This window comes from Nocardioides sp. BP30, from assembly GCF_029873215.1.
Classification (GTDB): Bacteria; Actinomycetota; Actinomycetes; order Propionibacteriales; family Nocardioidaceae; genus Nocardioides.
Map to the genome: position 1 here is coordinate 126,829 of NZ_CP123620.1, position 21,529 is coordinate 148,357.

A 21,529-nucleotide genomic window follows, 5' to 3' on the forward strand; every position below is an offset into this window, starting at 1 on the left:
GCACAGCGGCCGCAGCCCTCAGAACAGCAGCGCCGTCGCCGGGTCCTCCAGGATGGCGGCCACGTCGGCCAGGTACTGGGAGCCGGCGGCGCCGTCGATGTGGCGGTGGTCGAAGCTGAGACTCAGCGTGCAGACATCCCTCGCCACCACCTGGTCGGAGACGATCCAGGGCTTGCGCTTGATCGCCCCGAAGCACAGGATCGCCGACTCGCCGGGGTTGATGATCGGCGTGCCGGAGTCCACCCCGAACGAGCCCACGTTGGTGATCGTGAACGTTCCCCCGGAGAGGTCGGGCGGCGGCGTCTTGCCGTCCCGTGCGGTCGCGACCAGGTGGTCCAGCGCTGCTGCGAGCTCGGGCAGGCTGAGCGCGTCGGCGTCCTTGATGTTCGGCACCACCAGCCCCCGCGGGGTGGCAGCCGCGATGCCGAGGTTGACGTAGTGCTTGAACACCACCTCCTGGGCCTCCTCGTCCCACACCGAGTTGATGATCGGCGTGCGACGGGTGGCCAGGATGCAGGCCCGTGCCAGCACCAGCATCGGCCCGACGCGTACGTCGCGCAGCTCGGGGCGCTCCTTGAGCCGCACGAGGAGCTCCATCGTGCGCGTCACGTCGACCGTCACCCACTCGGTGACGTGCGGGGCGGTGAACGCCGAGCGGACCATCGCCTGGCCCATCTGCTTGCGCACACCCTTGATCGGCTCGCGGTGCTCGCGCTCGCCGGTCGCACGGTGAGCACCGGGCGCCGGGACGGCGCGAGCGCCCGGAACCGCTGGAGAGGCCGGAGCAGCCGTGAGATCGGCGCTGGTGATGACGCCGTCGGCTCGCGCGGGCACGACGTCGGCCAGGTCGACGCCGAGCTCGCGGGCGAGGGCCCGTGCCGGCGGCTTGGCCAGCACGCGCGGCCGGCGCGAGACCGCCGCCTCCTTGGGTCCGGAGCCGACCAGGGTCAGCGGCTGCTCCACCTCGGCGGGATCAGCCGCTGCATCGACAGGCACATCGACAGGCACATCGACAGGTGCCGGGGGATCGACCTGGGCCGAGGTCTCGACACCGCTCGCCGCGCTCGGGGGCTCGATGGGAGGGGCGCCGTTCGAGGAAGCGTCGGACTCGTCCCCGACGCGGATGATCGGCGTGCCGACCTCGACGGTCTCGCCCTCCGCGACCAGCAGCTCCTGCACCACCCCGGCGTACGGCGAGGGCAGCTCGACGACCGACTTCGCCGTCTCGATCTCGCAGACGATGTCGTTGATCTTGATCTCGTCGCCGACCCGGACGTGCCAGGTGACGAGCTCGGCCTCGGTCAGACCCTCGCCGACGTCGGGGAGCAGGAAGGTGCCTGACTCCTGGGTGCTCACCACGTGAGGCTCCGATCCACAGCGTCGAGGAGGCGGTCGAGGTCGGGCAGGAAGTGCTCCTCGGCCCGGGCGGGTGGGTAGGGCGTGTCGAAGCCGCCCACCCGCAGCACCGGTGCCTCTAGCGAGTGGAAGCACTCCTCGCTGATCCGGGCGGCCACCTCGGCGCCCATGCCGAGGTTGGTGTGCGCCTCGTGCACGACCACCGCCCGACCGGTGCGGCGCACGGAGGCGAACACCGGTGCCAGGTCCAGCGGCGAGAGCGTGCGCAGGTCGACGACCTCCAGCGAGGTGCCCTCCTTCTCAGCAGCGGCAGCGGCGTTGAGCGCGGTCTTGACCGTCGGGCCGTAGGCGAGCACCGTCAGGTCATCGCCGCGGCGCACGACGCGGGAGGAGAACAGCGGGACGGGCGGTACGGCGAGGTCGAGCTCGGCCTTGTCGGAGTGGTAGAGCCGCTTGGGCTCCAAGAAGACGATCGGGTCCGGCGAGGCGATGGCCTGCTGGATCATCCAGTAGGCGTCGATGGGGTTGGAGCAGGCGACCACCTTGAGCCCCGGCGTGTGGGCGAACTGCGCCTCCGGCGACTCGCTGTGGTGCTCGACGGCGCCGATGCCGCCCGCGAACGGGATCCGGATCACCATCGGCATGGTGACCTTGCCGCCGGTGCGGAAGTGCATCTTGGCGACCTGGTTCACGATCTGGTCGTAGGCCGGGTAGACGAAGCCGTCGAACTGGATCTCCACCACCGGGCGGTAGCCGCGCAGCGCCAGCCCGACCGCGGAGCCGACGATGCCGGACTCGGCCAGCGGCGTGTCCACGACCCGGTCCTCGCCGAAGTCCTTCTGCAGCCCGTCGGTGATGCGGAAGACGCCGCCGAGACGGCCGATGTCTTCGCCGAGGAGCACCACCTTGGGGTCGTTCTCCATCGCCTTGCGCAGCCCGGCGTTCAGGGCCTTGGCCAGGGTGATCATCGGGCCACCGCTGTCTCGAGGGTCCCACCGTCCGTGGGCGCGGCGTCCGCGAAGCTCGCGAGGTAGGCGTCGTAGCCGTCGCGCTGGGCGGCCAGCTCATCGCCGATCTCGGCGTAGACCCGGTCGAAGAGCTGGTGCGGTGTCGGCTCGGCGAGCTGCCGGACACCGGTCCGCAGCCGCTCGCCGAGCGCGTCGGCCTCGGCGGCGAGCTCGGTGAAGAACGCGTCGGTGGCGAAGCCGTTGCGGCGCAGGTAGGCCTCCACGCGGGCGAGCGGGTCCTTCAGCTTCCAGTGCTCGACCTCGTCGGAGAGCCGGTAGCGGGTGGGGTCGTCGGTCGTCGTGTGCGCGCCCATCCGGTAGGTGTAGGCCTCGACCAGGGTCGGGCCGCCGCCCTCGCGGGCCCGTTGCAGCGCGGCCTGGGTCACCGCGTAGGTCGCCAGGATGTCGTTGCCGTCGACCTGGACGCCCGGGAAGCCGAAGCCCTCGGCCCGGCGGTAGAGCGGGATGCGCGACTGCCGCTCGAGCGGCTCGGAGATCGCCCACTGGTTGTTCTGACAGAAGAAGACGACCGGCGCCTGGTAGGACGCGGCGAAGACGAAGGCCTCGTTGACGTCGCCCTGGGAGGTGGCGCCGTCACCGAAGTGGGCGACCACGGCCGTGTCGCGGTCCGGGTCGCCGGTGCCGACGGCGCCGTCGCGCTGCACGCCCATCGCGTAGCCGACAGCGTGCAGCGCCTGCGCGCCGATCACCAGCGTGTAGAGGTTGAAGCCCTTCTCCGTCGGGTCCCAGGAGCCGTAGTCGATGCCACGGAAGAGGCTGAGCACCTGCAGCGGGTCGATGCCGCGGCACCATGCCACGCCGTGCTCGCGGTACGTCGGGAAGACGTGGTCCTGCGCCCGCAGCGCCCGCCCGGCACCCACCTGCGCCGCCTCCTGCCCGACCAGCGGGGCCCACAGCCCCAGCTCGCCGTGCCGCTGCAGCGCCGTCGCCTCGGCGTCGAAGCGCCGCACCAGCGTCATGTCCCGGTACAGCGACCGGATCTGGTCGGGGCCACCCCGGTAGTCGTAATCCGGATGCTCCCGGCGCTCACCCTCGGGGGTGAGTAGTTGCACGAACTCACTCATGTGCGCTCCTTCGTCGTGCGGCCTGCGCGGGATCGCCACGTGACCGTTGCGGAAGGGATCTCCGGCCCACACGACACAAGGGTGGCGCGCCTGTGTTCCAGGTCACCCGATGCTGTCAAGGTAGCGCGCCGCGAAGTTACTCGCGAGTGGGCGCCCCCTGGGCACGGCGTCAGACCTGACACTGCTCGCCCGCCGGGCTCGTCGAGGAGCCTCGACGAGCCCGACGGACGACCGCCATCAGCGGATCGGGACAGCCGTCACGATCCGGTTCCGGGTGTAGTGGAAGCGCCCCGAGGAGGCGTCGCGCAGCTCACCGGTGCAGGTCACCAGCTCCAGGCGGCGCTGCAGGGTCTGCCGGAAGAGGGAGCGCGGCAGCCGGCGCCGGTCGACCGAGTCGATCGAGACGATCCGCCAGCGCTGCCGGTGGCCCCCGACGTACGTCGTCACGATCTGGCCACGACGCGCCTGGTTCAGGCGGCTGAAGACCGCTGGGCTGTCGTGTGCGTCCGAGACGTGCCCGAAGACCAGGGTCGTCCCCGCCACGGCGTCCAGGGCGGCCCCGCCCGTCCAGAGCCCACCCGAGCGGAGACCGGCCGGTGCCCTCAGCGTCGAGCCGTGGAAGGACTCGGCGACCAGCGCCGACCGGAACCGGGCGCCGGGAAGCCTGACGAACCGTCCGGCCACTCGGGCCGGGTCGGCCACGCCCTCGAGGCCGGTGTCGATGTGCGGGTGCCGCGGGATCCTCGCCGGCCTCGGCTTGACGGTCACGGTCTCCTCCCCCGCCGGCGTCGTCCAGTCGGTGCCGGTGGTGGCGTGCGTCTGCACCACCCGCTCCTCGAAGACGTAGCACCCCGCCTCCTTCGCCGGCCCGGCGTCGATCCGGTAGCTGCCGTCGCCGGCGAGGGCGGTGAACAGGCCGCCCGCGAAGAACGGGGCGGCCGACCAGTCCAGACCCTCGCAGGACCCGTTCCTCCGGGCCGCTATCGGGCCCAGTACCCGCCACTGACCCGGCACCGCGACGCCCTGCGTGCCCGTCACAGCGACGACGTCGACCAGCGCGCTGCCAGCCGTGACGAGCCGACGCTGGACCCGGGTGTGCAGCGCCGGCTGCGAGCGGACGGAGCTGGTCTCGGTGGCGGCACCGGCGACGGTCCAGGCTGTTGCGGCGAGGTAGTCGTCGGCCTCGCTCCTCTCGATGTAGGTGTAGCAGCCGGAGGCGGCCACCCGGGTCGACCCGACCTTGTAGGAGCCGTCGCCGGTGATCGCGAACGTGCCGGAGCCGGCGACCTTCGCGCCCGCCCAGTCGAGGTGCTCGCAGGAGCCGTCCCTCGCCGGTGCGACGGGACCGAGCAGCTGCCAGTCCCCCGTGGTCGGATGGGCGCCGGTGCCGGACACCTGCACGTGATCGATCAGGGTGCTGCCGCGCTCGGCCTCCTGCGCGTCGACCTGGGTGGCCAGCGCGGGCGTCCAGACCTTGAAGTCGGTGAACGACGAGACCAGGGGTTGGGTCTGGTCGTCATCGTCCCCGTCCGCCGCGTGCGCCAGCTTCGCCCGCGTCCCCGCCTCGGGGGTGAACCCGTTCGGCTCGGTGGAGATCACCACCCACCAGTCGTGACCAGGGTCGAAGATCGCCGGGAAGTCCCAGTGGGCGTGAGCTGCGGCCCCGGTGCCGAGGACGTCGGCCGCGGTGAAGGTGTGCGTGGCGCCTGCGGGCACCGGCCCGGCCGGGTTGCTCTGGTGCACGGTGACGGTGACACCGACCATGCCGGCGCGATCGCCGGGGTCGCTGCCGTCGGTGCGCTTGTCGACACCCAGCGGGACCAGGGCCGCCGGCGGAGCCGCCCCGGCCAGGACCTCGGTGTCCTTCAGCGAGACCTGGCCCGCGTTGAACCCGACGCGTTGCGTCCCGCCGATGCTGGGCTGCAGCTTGTACTGGCTGTTCGCCAGCCTGGTGATGGACTCCTTGACCCTCACCGGGTTCGCCGCCGTGATCGCCGCACCGTCCGCCGAGACCCAGCGGTACTTCTTCACCGTGCCGTCGGACGCCAGCGCCGCATTCTCCGACCTGTCCGGGTCGAAGGTCATCGTGGCGCCGTCGCCCGAGATCGTCACGGCCGACGGCTGCTCGGCGTCGGGCAGCCACCGGGCGTCTCCGACGAGGGTCAGCGTGATCGCCGCGCCGTCGACCCAGTTGCCGGCGGCCGACTTCACGCCCGGGTGATCGACCGTTCCGGCGGTGGTCGAGCCGTCGTCGAGCTGGACCGAGAAGCCGCCGGGGACGGCATAGCCGTCGTCGTCGGGTGCGAACTTCGCGACCCAGGCGAGGATCGCCGACCGGTCCGACTCCATCTCCTCGGCCGCGCCGGGGAACTCGCGATGGAACCCCTCGATCGACGCGCTCATGTAGGACGGGGCGGAGTTCATCCCGAGGTCCTTGCCGACCACTGCCCACAGTGCCGCCGCCTCGGTGGCGTCGGCCTTGGCAGCGGCCATGAAGTGACTGATCGCAGCGCCGACCCTGGCGTTGGTCTTGGTGATCGGCGTCGTGGTGCCCGACGGCCAGGACGAGACACCCGCGTCGAAGCAGATCCCCTTCGTGCCGTCGGCCAGCTCGGCCACGCCGAGCTGGCGGCCGTCGGAGAGCACCCAGCCGGTGAAGCCGGGGTCGGACACCTTGCCGGGATAGCCATGGGCGCCGTCGTCCGCCCAGGCGGGTCCGACCAGCGCAGGCGCGAGCAGCGCCGGTCCGGCCAGGCCCGCCGCGCTCAGCGCCAGAACGGCGGCCAGTGCCACGGCGTGGACCCGGCGCGCCGCGCCGAGCCGTACGGAGTCATCGGACGGACGGGTCCGCCCAGGGTGCAACAATCTCATCGGTCCCCCTGTGGGATCGGGACCCGCCCTGGGGATCAGGACCTCGAAGAACCGTTCCTCGGGGCGGGTCGTCGGTGTCGTGCAGCAGGGCCGGGTGGCCCTTCTCCAGGGAGACGGATGAGCCGACAACGGCCTGATAGAAGCCGCTGTTACAAATTGTTGCCTTGCACTTTCCTGCAGAAATTCTGACCGCCGCGCCGCGCGGCGGTGCGCTAACGGCCTAGACCAGTGCGGTCAGCCGCGGCCGTGCGGGGTGAGCCATACCGCGGGGTCGGGCCCCTTCGGCACGATCTGCGAGGGATTGATGTCGCTGTGGACCACGTAGTAGTGGGCCTTGATCTGGTCGAAGTCGGTGTTCTCACCGAAGGCGGGCTGCTGGTAGAGGTCGCGGGCATAGCCCCACAGGTGCGGTAGCTCGGTCAGCTTCTGCCGGTTGCACTTGAAGTGGCCGTGGTAGACGGCGTCGAACCGGGCGAGCGTGGTGTACAGCCGTACGTCGGCCTCGGTGATGGCCTCGCCCATCAGGTAACGGGACTCGCCCAGCCGGTCCTCGAGCCAGTCCAGCGCCGCCCACAGCCGGTCGTAGGCCGCGTCGTACGCCTCCTGAGAGCCGGCGAAGCCGCAGCGGTAGACGCCGTTGTTGACCTCGGTGTAGACCCGCTTCATCACCGCCTCCATCTCCTCGCGCTGGTGGGCGGGCCACAGGTCGGGCGCGCCCTCGCGGTGATAGGAGCGCCACTCGAAGAAGAGGTCGTGGGTGATCCAGGGGAAGTCGTTGGTGACGACTTTGCCGGTCTCCACCTCGACGATGGCCGGCACCGTGATGCCGCGCGGATAGTCCGGGATCCGTCGGTCATAGGCGTCGCGCAGGAAGTGGATGCCGAGCACCGGGTCCACGCCGTCCGGGTCGAGGTCGAAGGTCCAGGAGCGGGCGTCGTGCGTCGGGCCGGGGAGGCCGAGGCTGATCACGTCCTCGAGACCCAGCAGCTGTCGCACGATGATCGTCCGGGTCGCCCACGGGCATGCCTTCGCCGCGATCAGCCGATACCGCCCCGGCTCGACCGGCCACAGATCACCGTCGCGTGGTCCGAACTCGGGCACGCGGGCATCGCGGGTGATCCGGTCGGAGATGTAGCGCACGTCGCGCTGGTACTCCTCGCCGGGGGCGACGTAGCTGGGGGTGTGCTCGGCGGTCATGACATCCATCTTAGTTGGAGTTTCAATCACATGCTCCTTCGCGCCCCTCCCCGTTACCCGCCGGGCGTGGGGGGTAACGGAGTCCGGTGAGCTCCTCCGACGCGCAACCCGGCCTGGGTCTGGACACCGTCCTGCTCGACATCGACGGCACCTTGCTCGACTCGACGTACCACCATGCGATCGCCTGGTCGCGGGCGTTCGCCGCCGTCGGCGAGCCCATCCCGGTGCATCGCCTGCACCGGCTCATCGGGATGGGTGGCGACAAGCTGCTCGAGGCGGTCCTGGACCAGGAGACCCGGGAGCGACTCGGCGAGGAGCTCCAGGAGCGCTGGAAGCGGGAGTACGACGGGCTCATCGAGGAGACCAGGCTGCTCCCGGGCGCTCAGGCCCTCCTCGACCGGCTGCAGGGTCTCGGGCTCGAGGTCGTCCTGGCCAGCTCCAGCATCCCCGAGCACGCCGAGCACGCGTTGCGCGCCCTCGGCGCCGCCGGCCGAACCGACGCCTGGACGACAGCGGACGACGCCAGCGAGTCCAAGCCGCACCCCGAGCTGCTGGAGAAGGCCTTGGAGCAGGTCGGCGGCTCGCGCGCGGTGATGGTCGGGGACGCCACCTGGGACGTGGAGGCGGCGGCCCGGACCGGCATCCGCACCATCGCCCTGCGCAGCGGGGGCATCGGCGAGCAGGAGCTGCTCGACGCCGGTGCGGTGGCTGTCTACGACGACCCGCTGGACCTGCTCCAGCACCTCGAGGCCGCGCTCACCGCCGCCGTCGCCGCGGATCACGACGCGGCCGGAACGACCCCGTAGCCCCCGCCGTACTCGTCCCGGCTTGGCCGGGCGTGTCACGATCAGCGTCGTGAGGTTCGTGTCGTGGCTCGCGGTGAACGCGGTGGCGCTCGCCGTGGTGCTGTGGCTGATCCCCGGGATCTACCTGGACGGGCCGACGCACGGCAGCGAGGAGATCAAGCACAAGATCCTGCCGCTGCTGGTGGTGGCGGTGATCCTGGGTGTGGTCTCGAAGCTGATCAAGCCCATCCTGACGATCCTGAGCCTCCCGCTGATCATCGTGACGCTGGGCCTGTTCCTGCTCGTCGTCAATGCCGCGATGCTCGGCCTGACCGCCTGGCTGCTGGGGCCGACCCGGATCGGCTTCCACGTGGACGGCTTCTGGCCTGCGGTGTGGGGCGGGCTGATCTTCGCGATCGCCGGCTTCTTCGCTCGCAGGCTGATCACGGACGAGCGGCGATGATCCCCCCGCCACGGTCCGAGGACGCCTACGCCGTCGCGGTGGTGTGCCTGGGCAACATCTGCCGCAGCCCGATCGCCGAGGTCGTCCTGCGTGCCCGCCTGGACGATGTCGGCCTGCGCGACGTCGCGGTGGACAGCGCCGGCACCGGTGGCTGGCACGTCGGTGAGCCGATGGATCCGCGGGCGGCGGCGACGCTCCTGGCCGCCGGCTACGACCCGAGCCGGCATCGCGCGCAGCAGTGGGTACCTGCCTGGCGGGACCGGTTCGACCTGGTGCTCGCGATGGACGCGCAGAACCTCAGCGACCTCGGTGGCCGCGGCGAGCGCACCATGCTGTTCCGAGAGCACGACCCGGCCGGGGTGGGTGACGTCCCGGATCCCTACTACGGGAGCGACGACGGGTTCGGGGAGGTGCTGGCGATGGTGGAGCGGACGGCCGATGCCCTCGTGGCGGAGCTGGCCGCGACCCTCGCGGGTACGCCGGACGAGCGGGCGGTCCGGCCGCAGTGACCCGGCTGCCGTCCATCGCGCGCCGCGCCGAGCAGCTGCTCGGGCGGGCGGTGGCGAGCACCGCTCCTGTCGCCGGCGGCGACGTGGCCACCGCCACCAAGCTGCGGCTGGCGGACGGCAGCCAGGCCCTGATGAAGACGCTGCCGCACTGCCCCGACACGTTCTTCCCCACCGAGGCACGCGGCCTGGCCTGGCTCGCCGAGGCCGGCGGCGTACGGGTCCCGGAGGTGCTGGCGGCGGAGGCCGACTGCCTGATCCTGCGCTGGATCGAGCCCGGGCGGCCGACCGCCGAGACCGCCGAGGAGCTCGGCCGCGCGCTGGCCCGCACGCACCGCGCGGGCGCCGACACCTTCGGCCTGGACGAGGACGGCTTCATCGCCCGGCTGCCGCTGCCGAACGCGCCGGCGCCGACGTGGGCCGAGTTCTTCACCACCCGACGGGTGCTGCCCTACCTCAAGCTCGCCCACGATCGCGGCAGCGTCGACGACCACCATGTCGCCACGATCGAGCGGGCGCTGACACGGGTCGCGGCCATCGTCCCGGAGGAGCCGCCGGCCCGGTTGCACGGTGACCTGTGGACCGGCAACGTGCTCTGGTCCCATGACGGCGAGGCCCGGGTGATCGACCCGGCCGCCTACGGCGGGCACCGCGAGATGGACCTGGCCATGCTGACGCTCTTCGGCCTGCCGCACCTCGAGCGTCTCCAGGAGGCGTACGTCGAGGCCTTCCCGCTGGCCGACGGCTGGGAGGAGCGGCTCGGTCTCCACCAGCTCTTCCCGCTGCTCGTCCACGCCTGCCTGTTCGGCGGGGGCTACGGCGTACGCGCCGCCAACGTCGCCTCGCGCTACGCCTGAGCGCCTCCCGATCGTCCGGGCGATGGCACCCCCGACGGTGTGTAACGCCGCAGGGCACTCACGCGCTTGAAGAGTGACGGCACGGACCATCGCCCACACCAGCCGTCACTTGCGTCACTTCTGTCACACGAGTTACACAGGTTCTCAACAGATTCTCATGTGAGCGTCGGGGTACCCACGCATTCGAAGCAACAGCCATCCTCCCCATGGCCCTGCCGAAGGGATACAGACACATGCATCACCTCTTCCGCCGCATCGCGGTCCCGGCGCTCGCCGCCGGCCTCCTCACCGTGCCCGCCCTGGGTGCCGCCTACGCCGACGGCGGCTCGACCGCCGCGGGCGACGCCGTGCCGGCCGGACTGGTCTGCAACGGGGTGGCGCCGACCCTGTGGGCGACCGCCGACAACCAGACCATCACCGGCACGCCGGGCAACGACGTCATCGCCGCCAACGGCTTCCACGGCCTGACCATCAGAGGCGGCGCCGGCGACGACCAGATCTGCGGCGCCAACGACCCAGCCGGCACCGCCAGCAACACCACCCTCGACGGCGGGGACGGCAACGACACACTCATCAGCACCGGTGGCCGCGACCGCCTCATCGGCGGCGCCGGCAACGACCGCCTGACCGGCACGATCAACAACGACGTCGTCTACACCACCGACGGCTACACCGCCGGAGCCGCCGGCATCACCGTCAATCTCGCGGCCGGAACCGTCACGGGTGCGCGGAGCGGCACCGACACGCTCTCCGGCCTCGACCAGGCCCGGATCTTCGGCACCGACGGGAACGACCTCTTCCTGGGCGACGACGCCGCGAACTGGTTCGACGGCGGCGCCGGCGCGGACGAGATCCACGGCTACGGTGGCGACGACTGGTTCCACGCCGTCAACCCGAAGTACGTCGGCGGCAACGCCGGCAACGACACCGTCACCGTCGGGTACGGCGGCACGGTCGCCGGCGGCAAGGGCGACGACACCATCGCCGCGGACCCCAACAACCAGCTCTCCGGTGCCAGCGCCGACAGTGGCACCCCCGTCACCGGCTACACGCTGAGCGGCAACACCGGCGACGACACGTTCAAGATCGGCACCCTCAAGACCGACGCGACGACGTGGAGCACCGCTGCCACGCTGCACTGGAAGGGCACCGTCTCGGGCGGCAAGGGCACCGACGCGATCGACTTCTCCTGGCTCGGCGACAAGGCCGCGCTGCGCACCTCGATCGCCGCCGGAACCGCGAACTGGGCGCTCGGGCACATCGACTACACCACCACCGAGAAGATCGTCGGCACCCCCGGCGACGACCTGCTCAAGGGCGGCTCGGGCAACGACATCCTCTACGGCCAGGAGGGCGACGACACCCTGCGCGGTCGCCACGGCAACGACAACCTGCACGGCAAGCAGGGCGACGACCTGATCCTCGGTGGTGTCGGCACGGACAAGGCGAACGGCGGCCAGGGCAGCGACACCTGCAAGAGCGCCGAGCACGCCAAGGCCTGCGAGTACCACTGATCGACTGATCCACGGCTGACCCTGACCGGGGCGGTCCTGGACGTGCTGACCCGCCGTACGCTGCGGGCCGGGGCGTCCTGGGGCCGCCCCGGTCGGCGCGCTCAGCCCACCAGCATCGGCGTGCGGAGCCAGTCGACCAGGTCGGCGGGGGTCAACGGCGGCGCGAACAGATGACCCTGGCCGACCGCGCAGCCGAGCCCTCGCAGGAGGTCGCGCTGCTGACGGGTCTCGATGCCGACCGCGCCGACCGCGAGACCGAGCGCCCTACCGGCCCCGACGATGGCTCCCAGCACGGTGGCGTCCGCCTCGTGGTCGCCGAGCAGCGAGCGGTCGATCTTGACGCCCGTGACGGGCAGGGTGGCCAGTTGAGTGAAGGACGACGGGCCGGCGCCGAAGTCGTCCAGGGCGACCCGCAGCCCGAGGTCGCGCAGGCGCTGCACGGCCGCGGATCCGGCGGCCCCTTCGAGGAAGGGGCTCTCCTGGATCTCGACCGTCACGCGGTCGGGGCTGATCTCGTAGGCCGCCAGCAGGTCGGCCAGCCCGATCGCCCGGCCCTGGGCGACGGTGTGCGGCGTGACATTGAGGTGGATGCGAGGGACCCGGACGCCGGCGCGATCCCAGGCGCCGAGTTGGGCGAGGGCCAGCTCGACGACCAACCGGTCGAGCTGGCGGCTGAGGCCCACCTCGCCGGCGACGCGCACGAACCGGTCCGCGGCGATCGGACCCAGCACCGGATCGTGCCAGCGGGCCAGCACCTCCACCCCGAGCAGGCCGCCGTCGGTGAGGTCGACCAACGGCTGGTAGACGAGGTCGATCCGGCGCTGGTCGATGGCGGTGCGCAGTGCGCGACCGACCGCGATCCGCTCGCGGGCCTCCTCGGCGAGCCGGGAGTGGAAGAACACCGGCGCATCGCCTCCCACCCTCTTGCCCTGGGTCACCGCGACGGCCGCCGAGCGGATCAGCCCCTGCACCTCGTCCCACGCATGGGTCGCCACCGCGACACCGACCACGAGCCGACCGTACGGCGCCTCGTCGTCGCGGGCACCGCCGCGAGCACCGTCGCCGCGATCACCGCCACGATCGCGGCCGTGCACGCCGCGCAGCAGACCGTCGTGCAGCAGACCGTCGTGCAGCGTGCCCGCCAGCGCCGCGAGGTCCGACTCCCCGAGCCCGGCGACGAGCACGAGGAACTGGGGCCCGTTCAACCGGCGAACGATGCCGCCGTAGGAGGACGCCACGGCGTTGATCCGCTCTGCGGCGTCGGCCATCACGGCGTCGGCGGCCGGGTCGAAGACGGAGGCAGCCACCTGGGCGCCGACCTCGACCACCAGCACAGCCCAGGGCTCACCGCAGGCGCGGTTGACATGCTGGTCGTCCAGCTCCGGGTCGTAGCGTAGGAGACCGCTGTGGGGGTCGACCTCGCGACCCGGGGCGGATCCCGGCAGCATCGACAGCGCCGACAACGCCGGCAGCGCCGGCAGCGCGGTTCGGATCGTCCAGCCCGCCGGGGCGGGCCGGGTGGCCGCGTCCCTGTGCGGCAGCACCGCCAGCGCGAGGATGCACAGCCAGCTGAGCCCCAGGGCCAACGCGAAGGCCCGATCCACGTCGAAGCCCATCGCGGCGCCGGCAAGGGCCAGGCCCGCGGCGGCGGTGCCGATCGCCACCGCGACGGCGCGGAGCAGCCCGTGGGGGCGGACCGGTCGACGGCCGGCTCGGCTCAGGTGCACGTGGATCCTCCGCTGTCGGACGTGCGCTTCTCCCCCACAGGACGTACGCATTTCGCCTATCGGCATGCGCAAACGGTTCCTGCGGTGTCGGAGCCAGATCGGGCCGGTCCTAGGCTCGTCCCGTGGAGAGCCCGACATCGGCCGCGACCAACCTCGGCGAGGAGGCAGCCGCCGGCTTCCGTGAGCGTTTCGGGCACGAGCCCGACGGCGTCTGGTCAGCACCCGGCCGCGTCAACCTCATCGGCGAGCACACCGACTACAACGAGGGGTTCGTGCTGCCGATCGCCATCGACCAGCGGACCTGGGTCGCCGTCGGCCGCCGGCACGACCGGCTCGTGCGGGTCGCCTCGACGTCGTCCTCGACCTCCGGTGACACGGTCGTCGAGCACGGCCTCGACGACATCGCCCACGGGTCGGTCGACGGGTGGTCCGCCTACCCACTCGGTACGGCGTGGGGCCTCCTGCAGGCGGCCGGGGACACCGAGCTCGGCTCCGTCGGCGGTTTCGACGCCTACTTCACCTCCGACGTGCCCCTCGGCGCCGGCCTGTCCTCCTCCGCCGCGATCGAGTGCGCGCTGGCGACGGCGCTGGTCGACCTCTGGCGGCTCCCCCTGGACTCGGATCGGGTGCTGCGCGCCACCGTCCAGGCCGAGAACATCATCGTCGGCGCACCGACCGGCATCCTGGACCAGTCGGCCTCCCTCTTCTCCCGGGCCGGTCACGCGCTCTTCATCGACTGCCGCGACTCCTCGCGCGAGTCGATCCCGTTCCCGCTGACCGAGGCCGGGTTGCGCCTCGTCGTCATCGACACCCGGGTCAAGCACGCCCACGCCGACGGCGGGTACGGCGATCGCCGCGCGGCCTGCGAGGAGGCGGCCCGGGTGCTGGGCGTCGCGGCGCTGCGCGACGTGAGCCCCGAGGCACTGGAAGAGGGCCGCGAGCGGCTCGACGAGGTGATCTACCGCCGCGCACGCCACATCGTCACCGAGGACGCGCGGGTGCAGCAGACGGTCGCGTTGCTGCGCTCGCAGGGGCCCCGGTCGATCGGCGAGCTTCTGCTGGCCTCGCACGCCTCGATGCGCGACGACTTCGAGATCTCGGTGCCCGAGCTCGACACGGCTGTCGAGACGTCGATGGCGGCCGGGGCGATCGGGGCCCGGATGACCGGTGGCGGCTTCGGCGGCTCGGCCATCGCTCTGGTCGACGCCGAGCGGGTGGAGGAGCTCACCGAGGCGATCGGGGTGGCCTTCGCGAAGGCCGGGTTCGAGGAGCCGGTGACGTTCGTGGTGACCCCGGCCGGTGGAGCGCGGCGCGAGTCACGCTGACCTCCCCGGCTGCGCCTAGGGTGCGGCTATGGACTTTCCCGGCGTGGGAACGCTGCTGGAGTGGCTGCTGGTCGCGCTGGAGATCGTGCTGCGCATCGTCGCGCTGGGCGTGATCCCCGGGAACCGCAAGCCGTCCACCGGCATGGCCTGGCTGTTGCTGATCCTGGTCGAGCCCATCATCGGCTTCACCATCTTCCTGCTCGTCGGCCGCACGGCGCTGGAACGCAAGCGGGTGGAGCGGCAGCGCGAGGCGATCGACGTCATCCGGACCCAGGCGGCCCGCCAGTCCCGGGTCCCCGAGCACGAGCTTTCGCCTGCGCTGGCCCGGATCGCCGACCTCAACCAGCGACTCGGCGCGCTGCCGCTGGTCGGCGGCAACCGGGTCTCGCTCGCGCCGGGCTACCGTGAGGTGATAGCGCTCATGGTCGAGGAGGTCGACCTCGCCGCGTCGTACGTGCACGTCGAGTTCTACATCACCTCCTACGACGAGGTCACCGAGCCGCTCTTCGCGGCGATGGAGCGCGCGGCGGCGCGAGGCGTCGCCGTACGACTCCTCTTCGACCACCTCGGCTCCCGCCGGATCCCCGGCTACCGCACGATGCTCCGGCGACTGGACGGCTCCGGCATCGACTGGCACCCGATGCTGCCGCTGCGGCTGCTCCGCGGTCGGATCCGCCGCCCCGACCTGCGCAACCATCGCAAGCTGCTGGTGGTCGACGGCCGGGTCGGCTTGACCGGGTCGCTGAACCTGACCGAGCCCGGCTACAACAAGCCGGCCAACCACCGGCTGGGTCGGGAGTGGGTCGAGCTGATGGTGCGGCTCGAGGGCCCGGTGGTGGCCTCTCTCAACGCTGTCTTCGCCTCGGACTGGTACGCCGAGACCGCCGAGGTCGCCGACCACCACACCGAGCCGGCGCCGACGTGCCGGCGGCCGCCGGATGCGGAGGTAGTGCCCGACGCCCGCTGCCAGGTGGTGCCCAGCGGACCGGGGCTGGTAGCGGAGAACAACCTGCGGATGTTCACCGCGCTGCTGTACACCGCCACCGACCGGATCTCGCTGACCTCGCCCTACTTCGTGCCCGACGAGTCGCTGCTCTACGCCGTGACCACCGCCGCCCAGCGGGGCGTCGAGGTGGAGCTGTTCGTCAGCGAGGTCTCCGACCAGTTCATGGTCGGACGCGCCCAGGCGTCGTACTACAAGGCGCTGCTCGAGGCGGGCGTGCGGATCCATCGCTATCCGGCGCCGTTCATCCTGCACGCCAAGCACTTCACCATCGATGAGGACGTCGCGGTGATCGGCTCGAGCAACATGGACATGCGCTCCTTCGCCCTCAACTACGAGATCTCGCTGATGGTCCCCGATCCCGCCGTGGTCAGGGACCTGTGCTCGGTCCAGGACCACTACCGCTCCATCTCGCGGGAGCTGACCCTCGCCGAGTGGCAGCGCCGGTCGCCGGGGGCGAGGTACGTCGACAACGTGATGCGGCTGACGGCGGCGCTGCAGTAGCCGGCCGCCGGCGCGCTCACCGACACGACGACGGGGGCCGGATCCGGCGGTCCGCCGGATCCGACCCCCGTCTCATCGAGGGCGGGTGCCTACTTGATCCTCACCTTCTTCGAGGTGGCAGTGAGGCTCTGGCCGGCAGCACTGGCGGTCACCTCGACGGAGACCTTCTTGTGCCGGTCCGCGCCGACCACGTGGTAGCTCGCCCCGGTGGCGTGCTTGATCGCGTGCCCGTTGCGCATCCACTGGTAGCTCAGGCTCGCTCCAGGCGTCGCCGTGACGACCGCCTTGAGCTTCTTGCCGACCTTGGCCTTGCCCTTGATCACCGGCGTGCCCAGGTGCAGTGCCGCCCGCACCGCGATCGAGCCGACGGCGCTGGTGTTGCCGGCCTTGTCGGTCGCCCGGTAGGAGAAGGTCTGCGCGAGCCCCTTCACCGCGACCGGAGCGGTGTAGGCGCTCCAGGTGGCCCCGCCGTCGGTGGAGTACTGGACGCTCGCCACCCCGGAGACCTCGTCGCTCGCCGTGAGAGCCAGCCTGCCGCCGGAGCCGCTCGCCGCGACGGTCGGTGCCGCCGAGTCGATCCGGACCTCCACCGAGGCATCGCCGTAGCCGCCTGCGCTGTCGCTGACGATGGCGCGGACGGTGTGCGTGCCATCACCCGAGACGGTGATCGGGTCGGTGTACGGCGCCAGCGGTCCGCCGTCGACCCCGACGTACGCGACGTCGGTGTCGGCGTCGCCCACCTGGGCCGTCACCTTGACGGGGCCGGTGAACCAGCCGCCGGCCGGGGCCGTCGGCGTGGTCGAGAGCGCCACCGTCGGCGGGTTGGCCGTGGGAGCGCTGACCACCGACCCGAGCGAGGAGCTGAGGATGCTCGGCAGGTCGAACTGGGCGTCGTAGCTCTTCACCGAGACGCCCTTGACGCCCTGGTTGGTGGCGAGCTGCTGGAAGGGAGCCGACTGCATCACGACGTTGAGGATGCGCGAGACGCTGCGCTGCAGGTCGCCGAGGCGCATCGGGTAGCTCGTCGCGGTGTAGTTGCCCTTGATCGTCACGCTGTAGGAGGTCACACCGCTGGTCGGGTCACCGGCGATGTTGTAGGTGAGCGGCGTGATGGTGATCGCCGCCTTCTGCGCCGCCGTCAGCGCACTGCTGTTGGCGAGCGCGGTGACGTAGTTGTAGGCGTCGTTGACCGAGCCGAGCTTCGGGTCGGCCACGAACGTCTGGTTGTTGATCACGTCCACCGTCGCCGTGCCGGAGGCCGGCTGCTTGGACAGGTCGGTGGTGCCGTCGATCGTGGTCGTGATCGTCTGGGTGCCGGTGGCCGAAGGGGTCAGGCCGCCGAACTGCCACGCGTACGTGGTGCGCGTGGGCGAGACGGTCTTGGTGTAGACCGGCAGACCCGCGACGTCGATGACGGGCGCCTGCTTCTCGATGGCGTTGATGATGTTCTGCGGGGCGCCGCCGGGCTCGATCAGGTCGTTGCCGGCGTACATCGTGGCGGTGGCGTCGTGGCTGCCGCCCCAGTCGGACATGACCAGGCCCTTGAAGCCCCACTCACCGCGCAGGATGTCGGTCAGCGTGTCGTAGTCCTGCGCCGCGTAGGTGCCGTTGATCCGGTTGTAGGAGCTCATCACGGCCATCGGCTGCGCGGTGGTGACGGCGATCTGGAAGGCCCGCAGCTCCAGCTCGCGTGCCGCACGCTCGTCGACGACCGAGTTGCCGCCCTGCCGCCTCGTCTCCTGGTTGTTGAAGGCGAAGTGCTTGATCGTCACGCCGACACCGGGGTTGGACTGGACGCCCAGCGTCGTGGCCGCGGCGGTCAGCCCGGCGACGACCGGGTCCTCGGAGTAGTACTCGAAGTTGCGGCCGTTCAACGGGTCGCGATGCAGGTTCATGCCGGGAGCCAGCCAGAGCGTGACACCGGCGTCGATCATCTCCTTGCCGATGGCCTCGCCGACCTGCTTGACCAGGTCGCGGTTGAACGTCTGGGCGAGCATCGTGCCGATCGGCCAGGCGGTCTCGTACTGGTAGGTCTTCGGGTTGGTGGCGATCTGCTGGGTCAGCCGCAGACCGGCGGGGCCGTCGGAGAGCGCCATGCCGGGGATCCCGAGGCTCTCGTACTTCGCGGTCGTGTAGCCGGCGGCGCCCACAGCGGACGGCGTGGTGCCGGCGATGGAGGCACCTTCGACGATGTTCGCCATCTGGGTCACGTTCAGGCCGGCGACGAACTGCTGCATCGTGGTCTTGCCCGAGGCGACGTCATACAGGGTGCTGGTCGGGTCGGTCGTGACCGGCTGGACGGTCTCGCCGGTCTTGGCGGCGTACGGTGCGCCGGTGCCTTCCCAGTTGGTCTGGGAGCCGTCGACGTATGCGGTGGTGGTGGAGAGCTTGTCGCCGTCGTAGGTGTAGTACGGCGAGGTGGCGTCGAGGTCCACGCTCTGCTCGTACGCCGAGCGGTCGTCCTGGGGCTGGTAGCCCGCGGTGTCGAGCGTGACCTGGGGGGCGGCGGCGAGCTGCTCGGCCTCGGCCGGGTAGCTGTAGAAGTTCGCCCGGTCACTGCTGAGCACGCTGGCCGGGGCCTGGTCGGTGGTCTCGTGGTTGACCAGCTCGGTGGGGGTGTCGGCACCGAGCTCGATCCGCGCCGCGACCTGGGTGTTGCGCGAGGAGTCGCCGACGCGCACGACGTACTCGCCCTTGTCGAGCTGCCACCGCGAGGCGTCCTCGTCGAAGGAGGCCATCGAGGAGGTGGCGAACGTGATCGTCACCTGCTGGGAGGCGCCCGGGGCGAGGTCGTCTGTCTTCGCGTAGCCGGTGAGCTGCTGATAGGGCTTGTCGGCTCCCGGCGCCGAGACGTAGGTCTCGACGACCTCCTTGCCGCTGTAGGTGTCGCCCACGTTCGTCACCCGGGCCTTCACCTTGACCGAGCCCATGTCGGCGGTGACGCTGAGCGGGTCGATCGTGAAGTCGGTGTAGGAGAGGCCATAGCCGAACGGGTAGTCGACCACGCTGGCCGGATCGACCCCGTTGTCGGCACCGATCTTCTTGTAGAAGGAGTCGAAGTAGCGGTAGCCGACGTACACGCCCTCGCTGTAGTTCTCGTCGTTGCCCGCACCGTCGTTGTTGGCGAAGGTGGCCGAGGCCGGGTAGTAGGAGTACTTCGAGGCCCAGGTGTCGGTGAGCTTGCCCGAGGGGCTGACCTCACCGTCGAGGACCTGCACCAGCGCGGCGCCGCCCTGCTCGCCGGCCTGGCTCATCAGGAACAGCGAGTCCAGCGCGGTGCCGCCGCTGGGGTCCTTCTCCTCGGCGTTGATGTCCTTGAAGAAGGACGTGTCGACGATGCCACCGCTGTTGAGCACGACGATGACGTGCTTGTAGGTCTGCCCCAGCAGCTCGATGTCGTCGTGCTCGATGTCGGTGAGCTGGTAGTCGCCCTTCCCCGAGGACCGGTCCGCGCCCTCGCCGGAGTTGCGGGCGACGACGAAGATGGCGGTGTCCGTCGGCGCGGTGGGCTTGCGGCTCGAGCCGGTGAGCGGCTGCTCGACCGAGGAGTAGTCGGGTGCCGCGGCCAGCACCCCGCCACTGGAGCTCGGCGGGTACTTGGTGTCGAACGCCGAGGTCATCGCGTTCCAGTACGTCGGGCTGGTGGTGATGGTGTAGCCCGCCGCCTCCAGTCCCTGGCGGACGGTCACGTTCGACCGGTTGTTGACGGCGCCCGACCCGGTCCCGCCCTTGACGGTGACGTAGGAGCCCACGCCGAAGAGCGCGACGTTGCCGCTCTTGGCCATGGGCAGCGCGTGGTCGTGGTTCTCCAGCAGCACCATGCCTTCGGTGGCGGCCTGCTGCGAGAGGGCGGCGTCGGCCTTCTCCAGGGCCGTGGGTGCCGGGTTGGTGGTGGCCGCCTGGGCGATCGAGACGCCGCTGAAGGCCAGACATCCGGCCGCGAGGACCGAGATGCAGCGGGCGATGCCGCGGGGGTGGGGTTGGCGCATGAGTCGTCCTCTCTGACAACTCCGGGCGGTAGGGCCGCCCGATGCGAATGTGACGCCCCTCACGCTAGGGTCCGCTACTTTTGATCGTCAACAGTCTTAAAGAAGGTATTTCTCAGGAATTTTTGACCTAAATTTGACCGAAAACATCTCCGCGGCAACCGACTCCGTCCCCTACAGTCGTGCCGTGGTCGATACCAGTCCGCGCCAGCGCAACCGCGCCGAGATGCTGCGGCTCATCCGAGCCGGGCACGGGGTGACGCGCGCCGACCTGGCCCGCAGCACCGGGCTCTCGCGCAGCGCCGTGCAGGCGATCGTGGCCGGCCTCCTCGCCGAGTCCCAGGTCAGTGAGTTCGAGGTCGAGGAGAAGGGTCCCGGCACCGGAAGCGGTCGGCCCGGCACCCTGCTCATGGCGCTCGGAGATCCTGTCGCCGGCATCGACTTCGGCCACAACCACCTGCACGTCGCGATCGCCGACTCCTTCGGCCGGCTCATGGAGGACCGGCGCGTCGAGCTCGACGTCGACCTGTCCGCCGCCCAGGCGCTCGACACCGCCGCTGCGCTGCTCGAGAGCCTGCGGACCGCGCACGACGTGCCGCGCCTGCAGGCGGTAGCGGCCGGCATCCCCGGCCCGGTCGACCTTGCCTCCGGGCTCGTGCAGTCCCCCACGATCCTCTCGGGCTGGGTGGGGCTCTCGCCGGCCACCGAGCTGGAGCGACGCATCGGCGTACCCGTGCGGATCGAGAACGACGCCGCCCTCGGCGCTCTAGGCGAGCTGTACGGCGGAGCGGGCCGCGACCACCGTGACTTCCTCTACGTCAAGGCCTCCCACGGGATCGGGGCGAGCCTGGTCCTCGGTGGCGAGCTCTACCGCGGGGGCACCGGCCTGGCCGGGGAGATCGGCCACACCCACCTCTCCGGCCGGACCGAGCTGTGCCGCTGCGGCAACCGGGGCTGCCTGGAGGCGGTGGTGTCGGTCTCCGCCGTCACCGACCAGATCGCCCACACCCATCCCGCCAGCGACCCTGCGGCGATCACCCTGGAGTCGCTGCCCGACCCGATCACCGATCGGATCCTGCACGAGAGCGGCCGCATCCTGGGTCAGGTGGTCAGCGACCTGTGCAACCTGGTCAATCCCACGGCCGTCATCGTCGGCGGGGAGCTCGGCGCGGCCGGCGAGGCGTTCGTGCAGGGCGTCGAGCAGGCGATCCGCCGCTACGCCCAGCCCGCCACGTCCGCTGCACTGGTCGTGCGAGCCGCCGAGTTCGGCAACCGGGCCGAGCTGCACGGGGCGCTCGCGCTCGCCGGACGGGTGCCGGTGTAGCCGGGGTCCTCGCTTCTGC

At 71.1% G+C, this 21,529-nt stretch carries 15 protein-coding genes; 8 read left to right on the forward strand and 7 right to left on the reverse strand.

Annotated features, from left to right (window positions below; genetic code table 11):
• Positions 1–18: 18 nt before the first annotated feature.
• The 5 genes from P5P86_RS00560 to P5P86_RS00580 form a co-directional block, all read right to left on the reverse strand.
• Positions 19–1,356 (reverse strand): dihydrolipoamide acetyltransferase family protein, encoded by a 1,338-nt coding sequence (locus P5P86_RS00560; protein ID WP_280609323.1) that lies wholly within the window; start codon positions 1,354–1,356, stop codon positions 19–21.
• Positions 1,353–2,324, reverse strand: coding sequence for an alpha-ketoacid dehydrogenase subunit beta (locus tag P5P86_RS00565; protein ID WP_280609324.1), 972 nt, complete (start codon positions 2,322–2,324; stop codon positions 1,353–1,355). The genes P5P86_RS00560 and P5P86_RS00565 overlap by 4 nt, the downstream gene beginning before the upstream one ends.
• Entirely contained in the window at positions 2,321–3,448 is a 1,128-nt protein-coding gene (gene pdhA, locus P5P86_RS00570; RefSeq protein WP_280609325.1) for a pyruvate dehydrogenase (acetyl-transferring) E1 component subunit alpha, read from the reverse strand. The genes P5P86_RS00565 and pdhA overlap by 4 nt, the downstream gene beginning before the upstream one ends.
• 237 nt (positions 3,449–3,685) lie before the next feature.
• On the reverse strand, positions 3,686–6,319 hold the full coding sequence (locus tag P5P86_RS00575; RefSeq protein ID WP_280609326.1) for a class F sortase: 2,634 nt from the start codon (positions 6,317–6,319) through the stop codon (positions 3,686–3,688).
• A gap of 234 nt (positions 6,320–6,553) precedes the next feature.
• On the reverse strand, positions 6,554–7,516 hold the full coding sequence (locus P5P86_RS00580) for a glutathione S-transferase family protein (RefSeq protein ID WP_280609327.1): 963 nt from the start codon (positions 7,514–7,516) through the stop codon (positions 6,554–6,556).
• Positions 7,517–7,602: 86 nt separating this feature from the next.
• On the opposite strand from P5P86_RS00580, the gene P5P86_RS00585 reads away from it, so the two are divergent.
• From P5P86_RS00585 to P5P86_RS00605, 5 genes are all read left to right on the forward strand, one after another.
• Positions 7,603–8,322 carry an HAD family hydrolase gene (locus tag P5P86_RS00585; RefSeq protein WP_280609328.1) on the forward strand — a complete coding sequence of 240 codons (720 nt, stop codon included), beginning with the start codon at positions 7,603–7,605 and terminating at the stop codon, positions 8,320–8,322.
• A gap of 49 nt (positions 8,323–8,371) precedes the next feature.
• The gene (locus P5P86_RS00590) at positions 8,372–8,764 is read left to right on the forward strand and encodes a phage holin family protein (protein ID WP_280609329.1); all 393 of its coding nucleotides are present in this window, start codon (positions 8,372–8,374) and stop codon (positions 8,762–8,764) included.
• Positions 8,761–9,273 (forward strand): low molecular weight protein-tyrosine-phosphatase, encoded by a 513-nt coding sequence (locus P5P86_RS00595; RefSeq protein ID WP_280609330.1) that lies wholly within the window; start codon positions 8,761–8,763, stop codon positions 9,271–9,273. Before P5P86_RS00590 ends, P5P86_RS00595 begins: the two co-directional genes overlap by 4 nt.
• Positions 9,270–10,127: a fructosamine kinase family protein gene (locus P5P86_RS00600; RefSeq protein WP_280609331.1), complete on the forward strand. Its 858-nt coding sequence runs from the start codon at positions 9,270–9,272 to the stop codon at positions 10,125–10,127. The genes P5P86_RS00595 and P5P86_RS00600 overlap by 4 nt, the downstream gene beginning before the upstream one ends.
• A gap of 233 nt (positions 10,128–10,360) precedes the next feature.
• Complete coding sequence (locus P5P86_RS00605) at positions 10,361–11,641, forward strand: calcium-binding protein (RefSeq protein ID WP_280609332.1); 1,281 nt, start codon at positions 10,361–10,363, stop codon at positions 11,639–11,641.
• A 101-nt stretch (positions 11,642–11,742) separates the two neighbouring features.
• Here P5P86_RS00605 and P5P86_RS00610 read toward each other — a convergent pair whose 3' ends face one another.
• Positions 11,743–13,368 (reverse strand): EAL domain-containing protein, encoded by a 1,626-nt coding sequence (locus P5P86_RS00610; RefSeq protein WP_280609333.1) that lies wholly within the window; start codon positions 13,366–13,368, stop codon positions 11,743–11,745.
• A 122-nt stretch (positions 13,369–13,490) separates the two neighbouring features.
• Here P5P86_RS00610 and galK point away from each other — a divergent pair, with 122 nt between their 5' ends.
• Together galK and cls are read left to right on the forward strand one after the other, a co-directional pair.
• Positions 13,491–14,693: a galactokinase gene (gene galK / locus P5P86_RS00615; RefSeq protein WP_280609334.1), complete on the forward strand. Its 1,203-nt coding sequence runs from the start codon at positions 13,491–13,493 to the stop codon at positions 14,691–14,693.
• A gap of 28 nt (positions 14,694–14,721) precedes the next feature.
• The gene (gene cls / locus P5P86_RS00620) at positions 14,722–16,200 is read left to right on the forward strand and encodes a cardiolipin synthase (protein ID WP_280609335.1); all 1,479 of its coding nucleotides are present in this window, start codon (positions 14,722–14,724) and stop codon (positions 16,198–16,200) included.
• An 89-nt stretch (positions 16,201–16,289) separates the two neighbouring features.
• Here cls and P5P86_RS00625 read toward each other — a convergent pair whose 3' ends face one another.
• The gene (locus P5P86_RS00625) at positions 16,290–20,189 is read right to left on the reverse strand and encodes a glycoside hydrolase family 3 N-terminal domain-containing protein (RefSeq protein WP_280609336.1); all 3,900 of its coding nucleotides are present in this window, start codon (positions 20,187–20,189) and stop codon (positions 16,290–16,292) included.
• A gap of 184 nt (positions 20,190–20,373) precedes the next feature.
• Here P5P86_RS00625 and P5P86_RS00630 point away from each other — a divergent pair, with 184 nt between their 5' ends.
• Positions 20,374–21,510 carry an ROK family protein gene (locus P5P86_RS00630; protein ID WP_280609337.1) on the forward strand — a complete coding sequence of 379 codons (1,137 nt, stop codon included), beginning with the start codon at positions 20,374–20,376 and terminating at the stop codon, positions 21,508–21,510.
• The last annotated feature ends 19 nt before the right edge of the window (positions 21,511–21,529 follow it).

Bases quoted from the DNA above. Each gene is read 5' to 3' on its own strand.
- P5P86_RS00580 (WP_280609327.1), bottom strand. From the start codon at position 7,516: ATGACCGCCGAGCACACCCCCAGCTACGTCGCCCCCGGCGAGGAGTAC.
- pdhA (WP_280609325.1), bottom strand. From the start codon at position 3,448: ATGAGTGAGTTCGTGCAACTACTCACCCCCGAGGGTGAGCGCCGGGAG.
- P5P86_RS00565 (WP_280609324.1), bottom strand. From the start codon at position 2,324: ATGATCACCCTGGCCAAGGCCCTGAACGCCGGGCTGCGCAAGGCGATG.
- cls (WP_280609335.1), top strand. From the start codon at position 14,722: ATGGACTTTCCCGGCGTGGGAACGCTGCTGGAGTGGCTGCTGGTCGCG.
- P5P86_RS00625 (WP_280609336.1), bottom strand. From the start codon at position 20,189: ATGCGCCAACCCCACCCCCGCGGCATCGCCCGCTGCATCTCGGTCCTC.
- P5P86_RS00575 (WP_280609326.1), bottom strand. From the start codon at position 6,319: ATGAGATTGTTGCACCCTGGGCGGACCCGTCCGTCCGATGACTCCGTA.
- P5P86_RS00595 (WP_280609330.1), top strand. From the start codon at position 8,761: ATGATCCCCCCGCCACGGTCCGAGGACGCCTACGCCGTCGCGGTGGTG.
- P5P86_RS00605 (WP_280609332.1), top strand. From the start codon at position 10,361: ATGCATCACCTCTTCCGCCGCATCGCGGTCCCGGCGCTCGCCGCCGGC.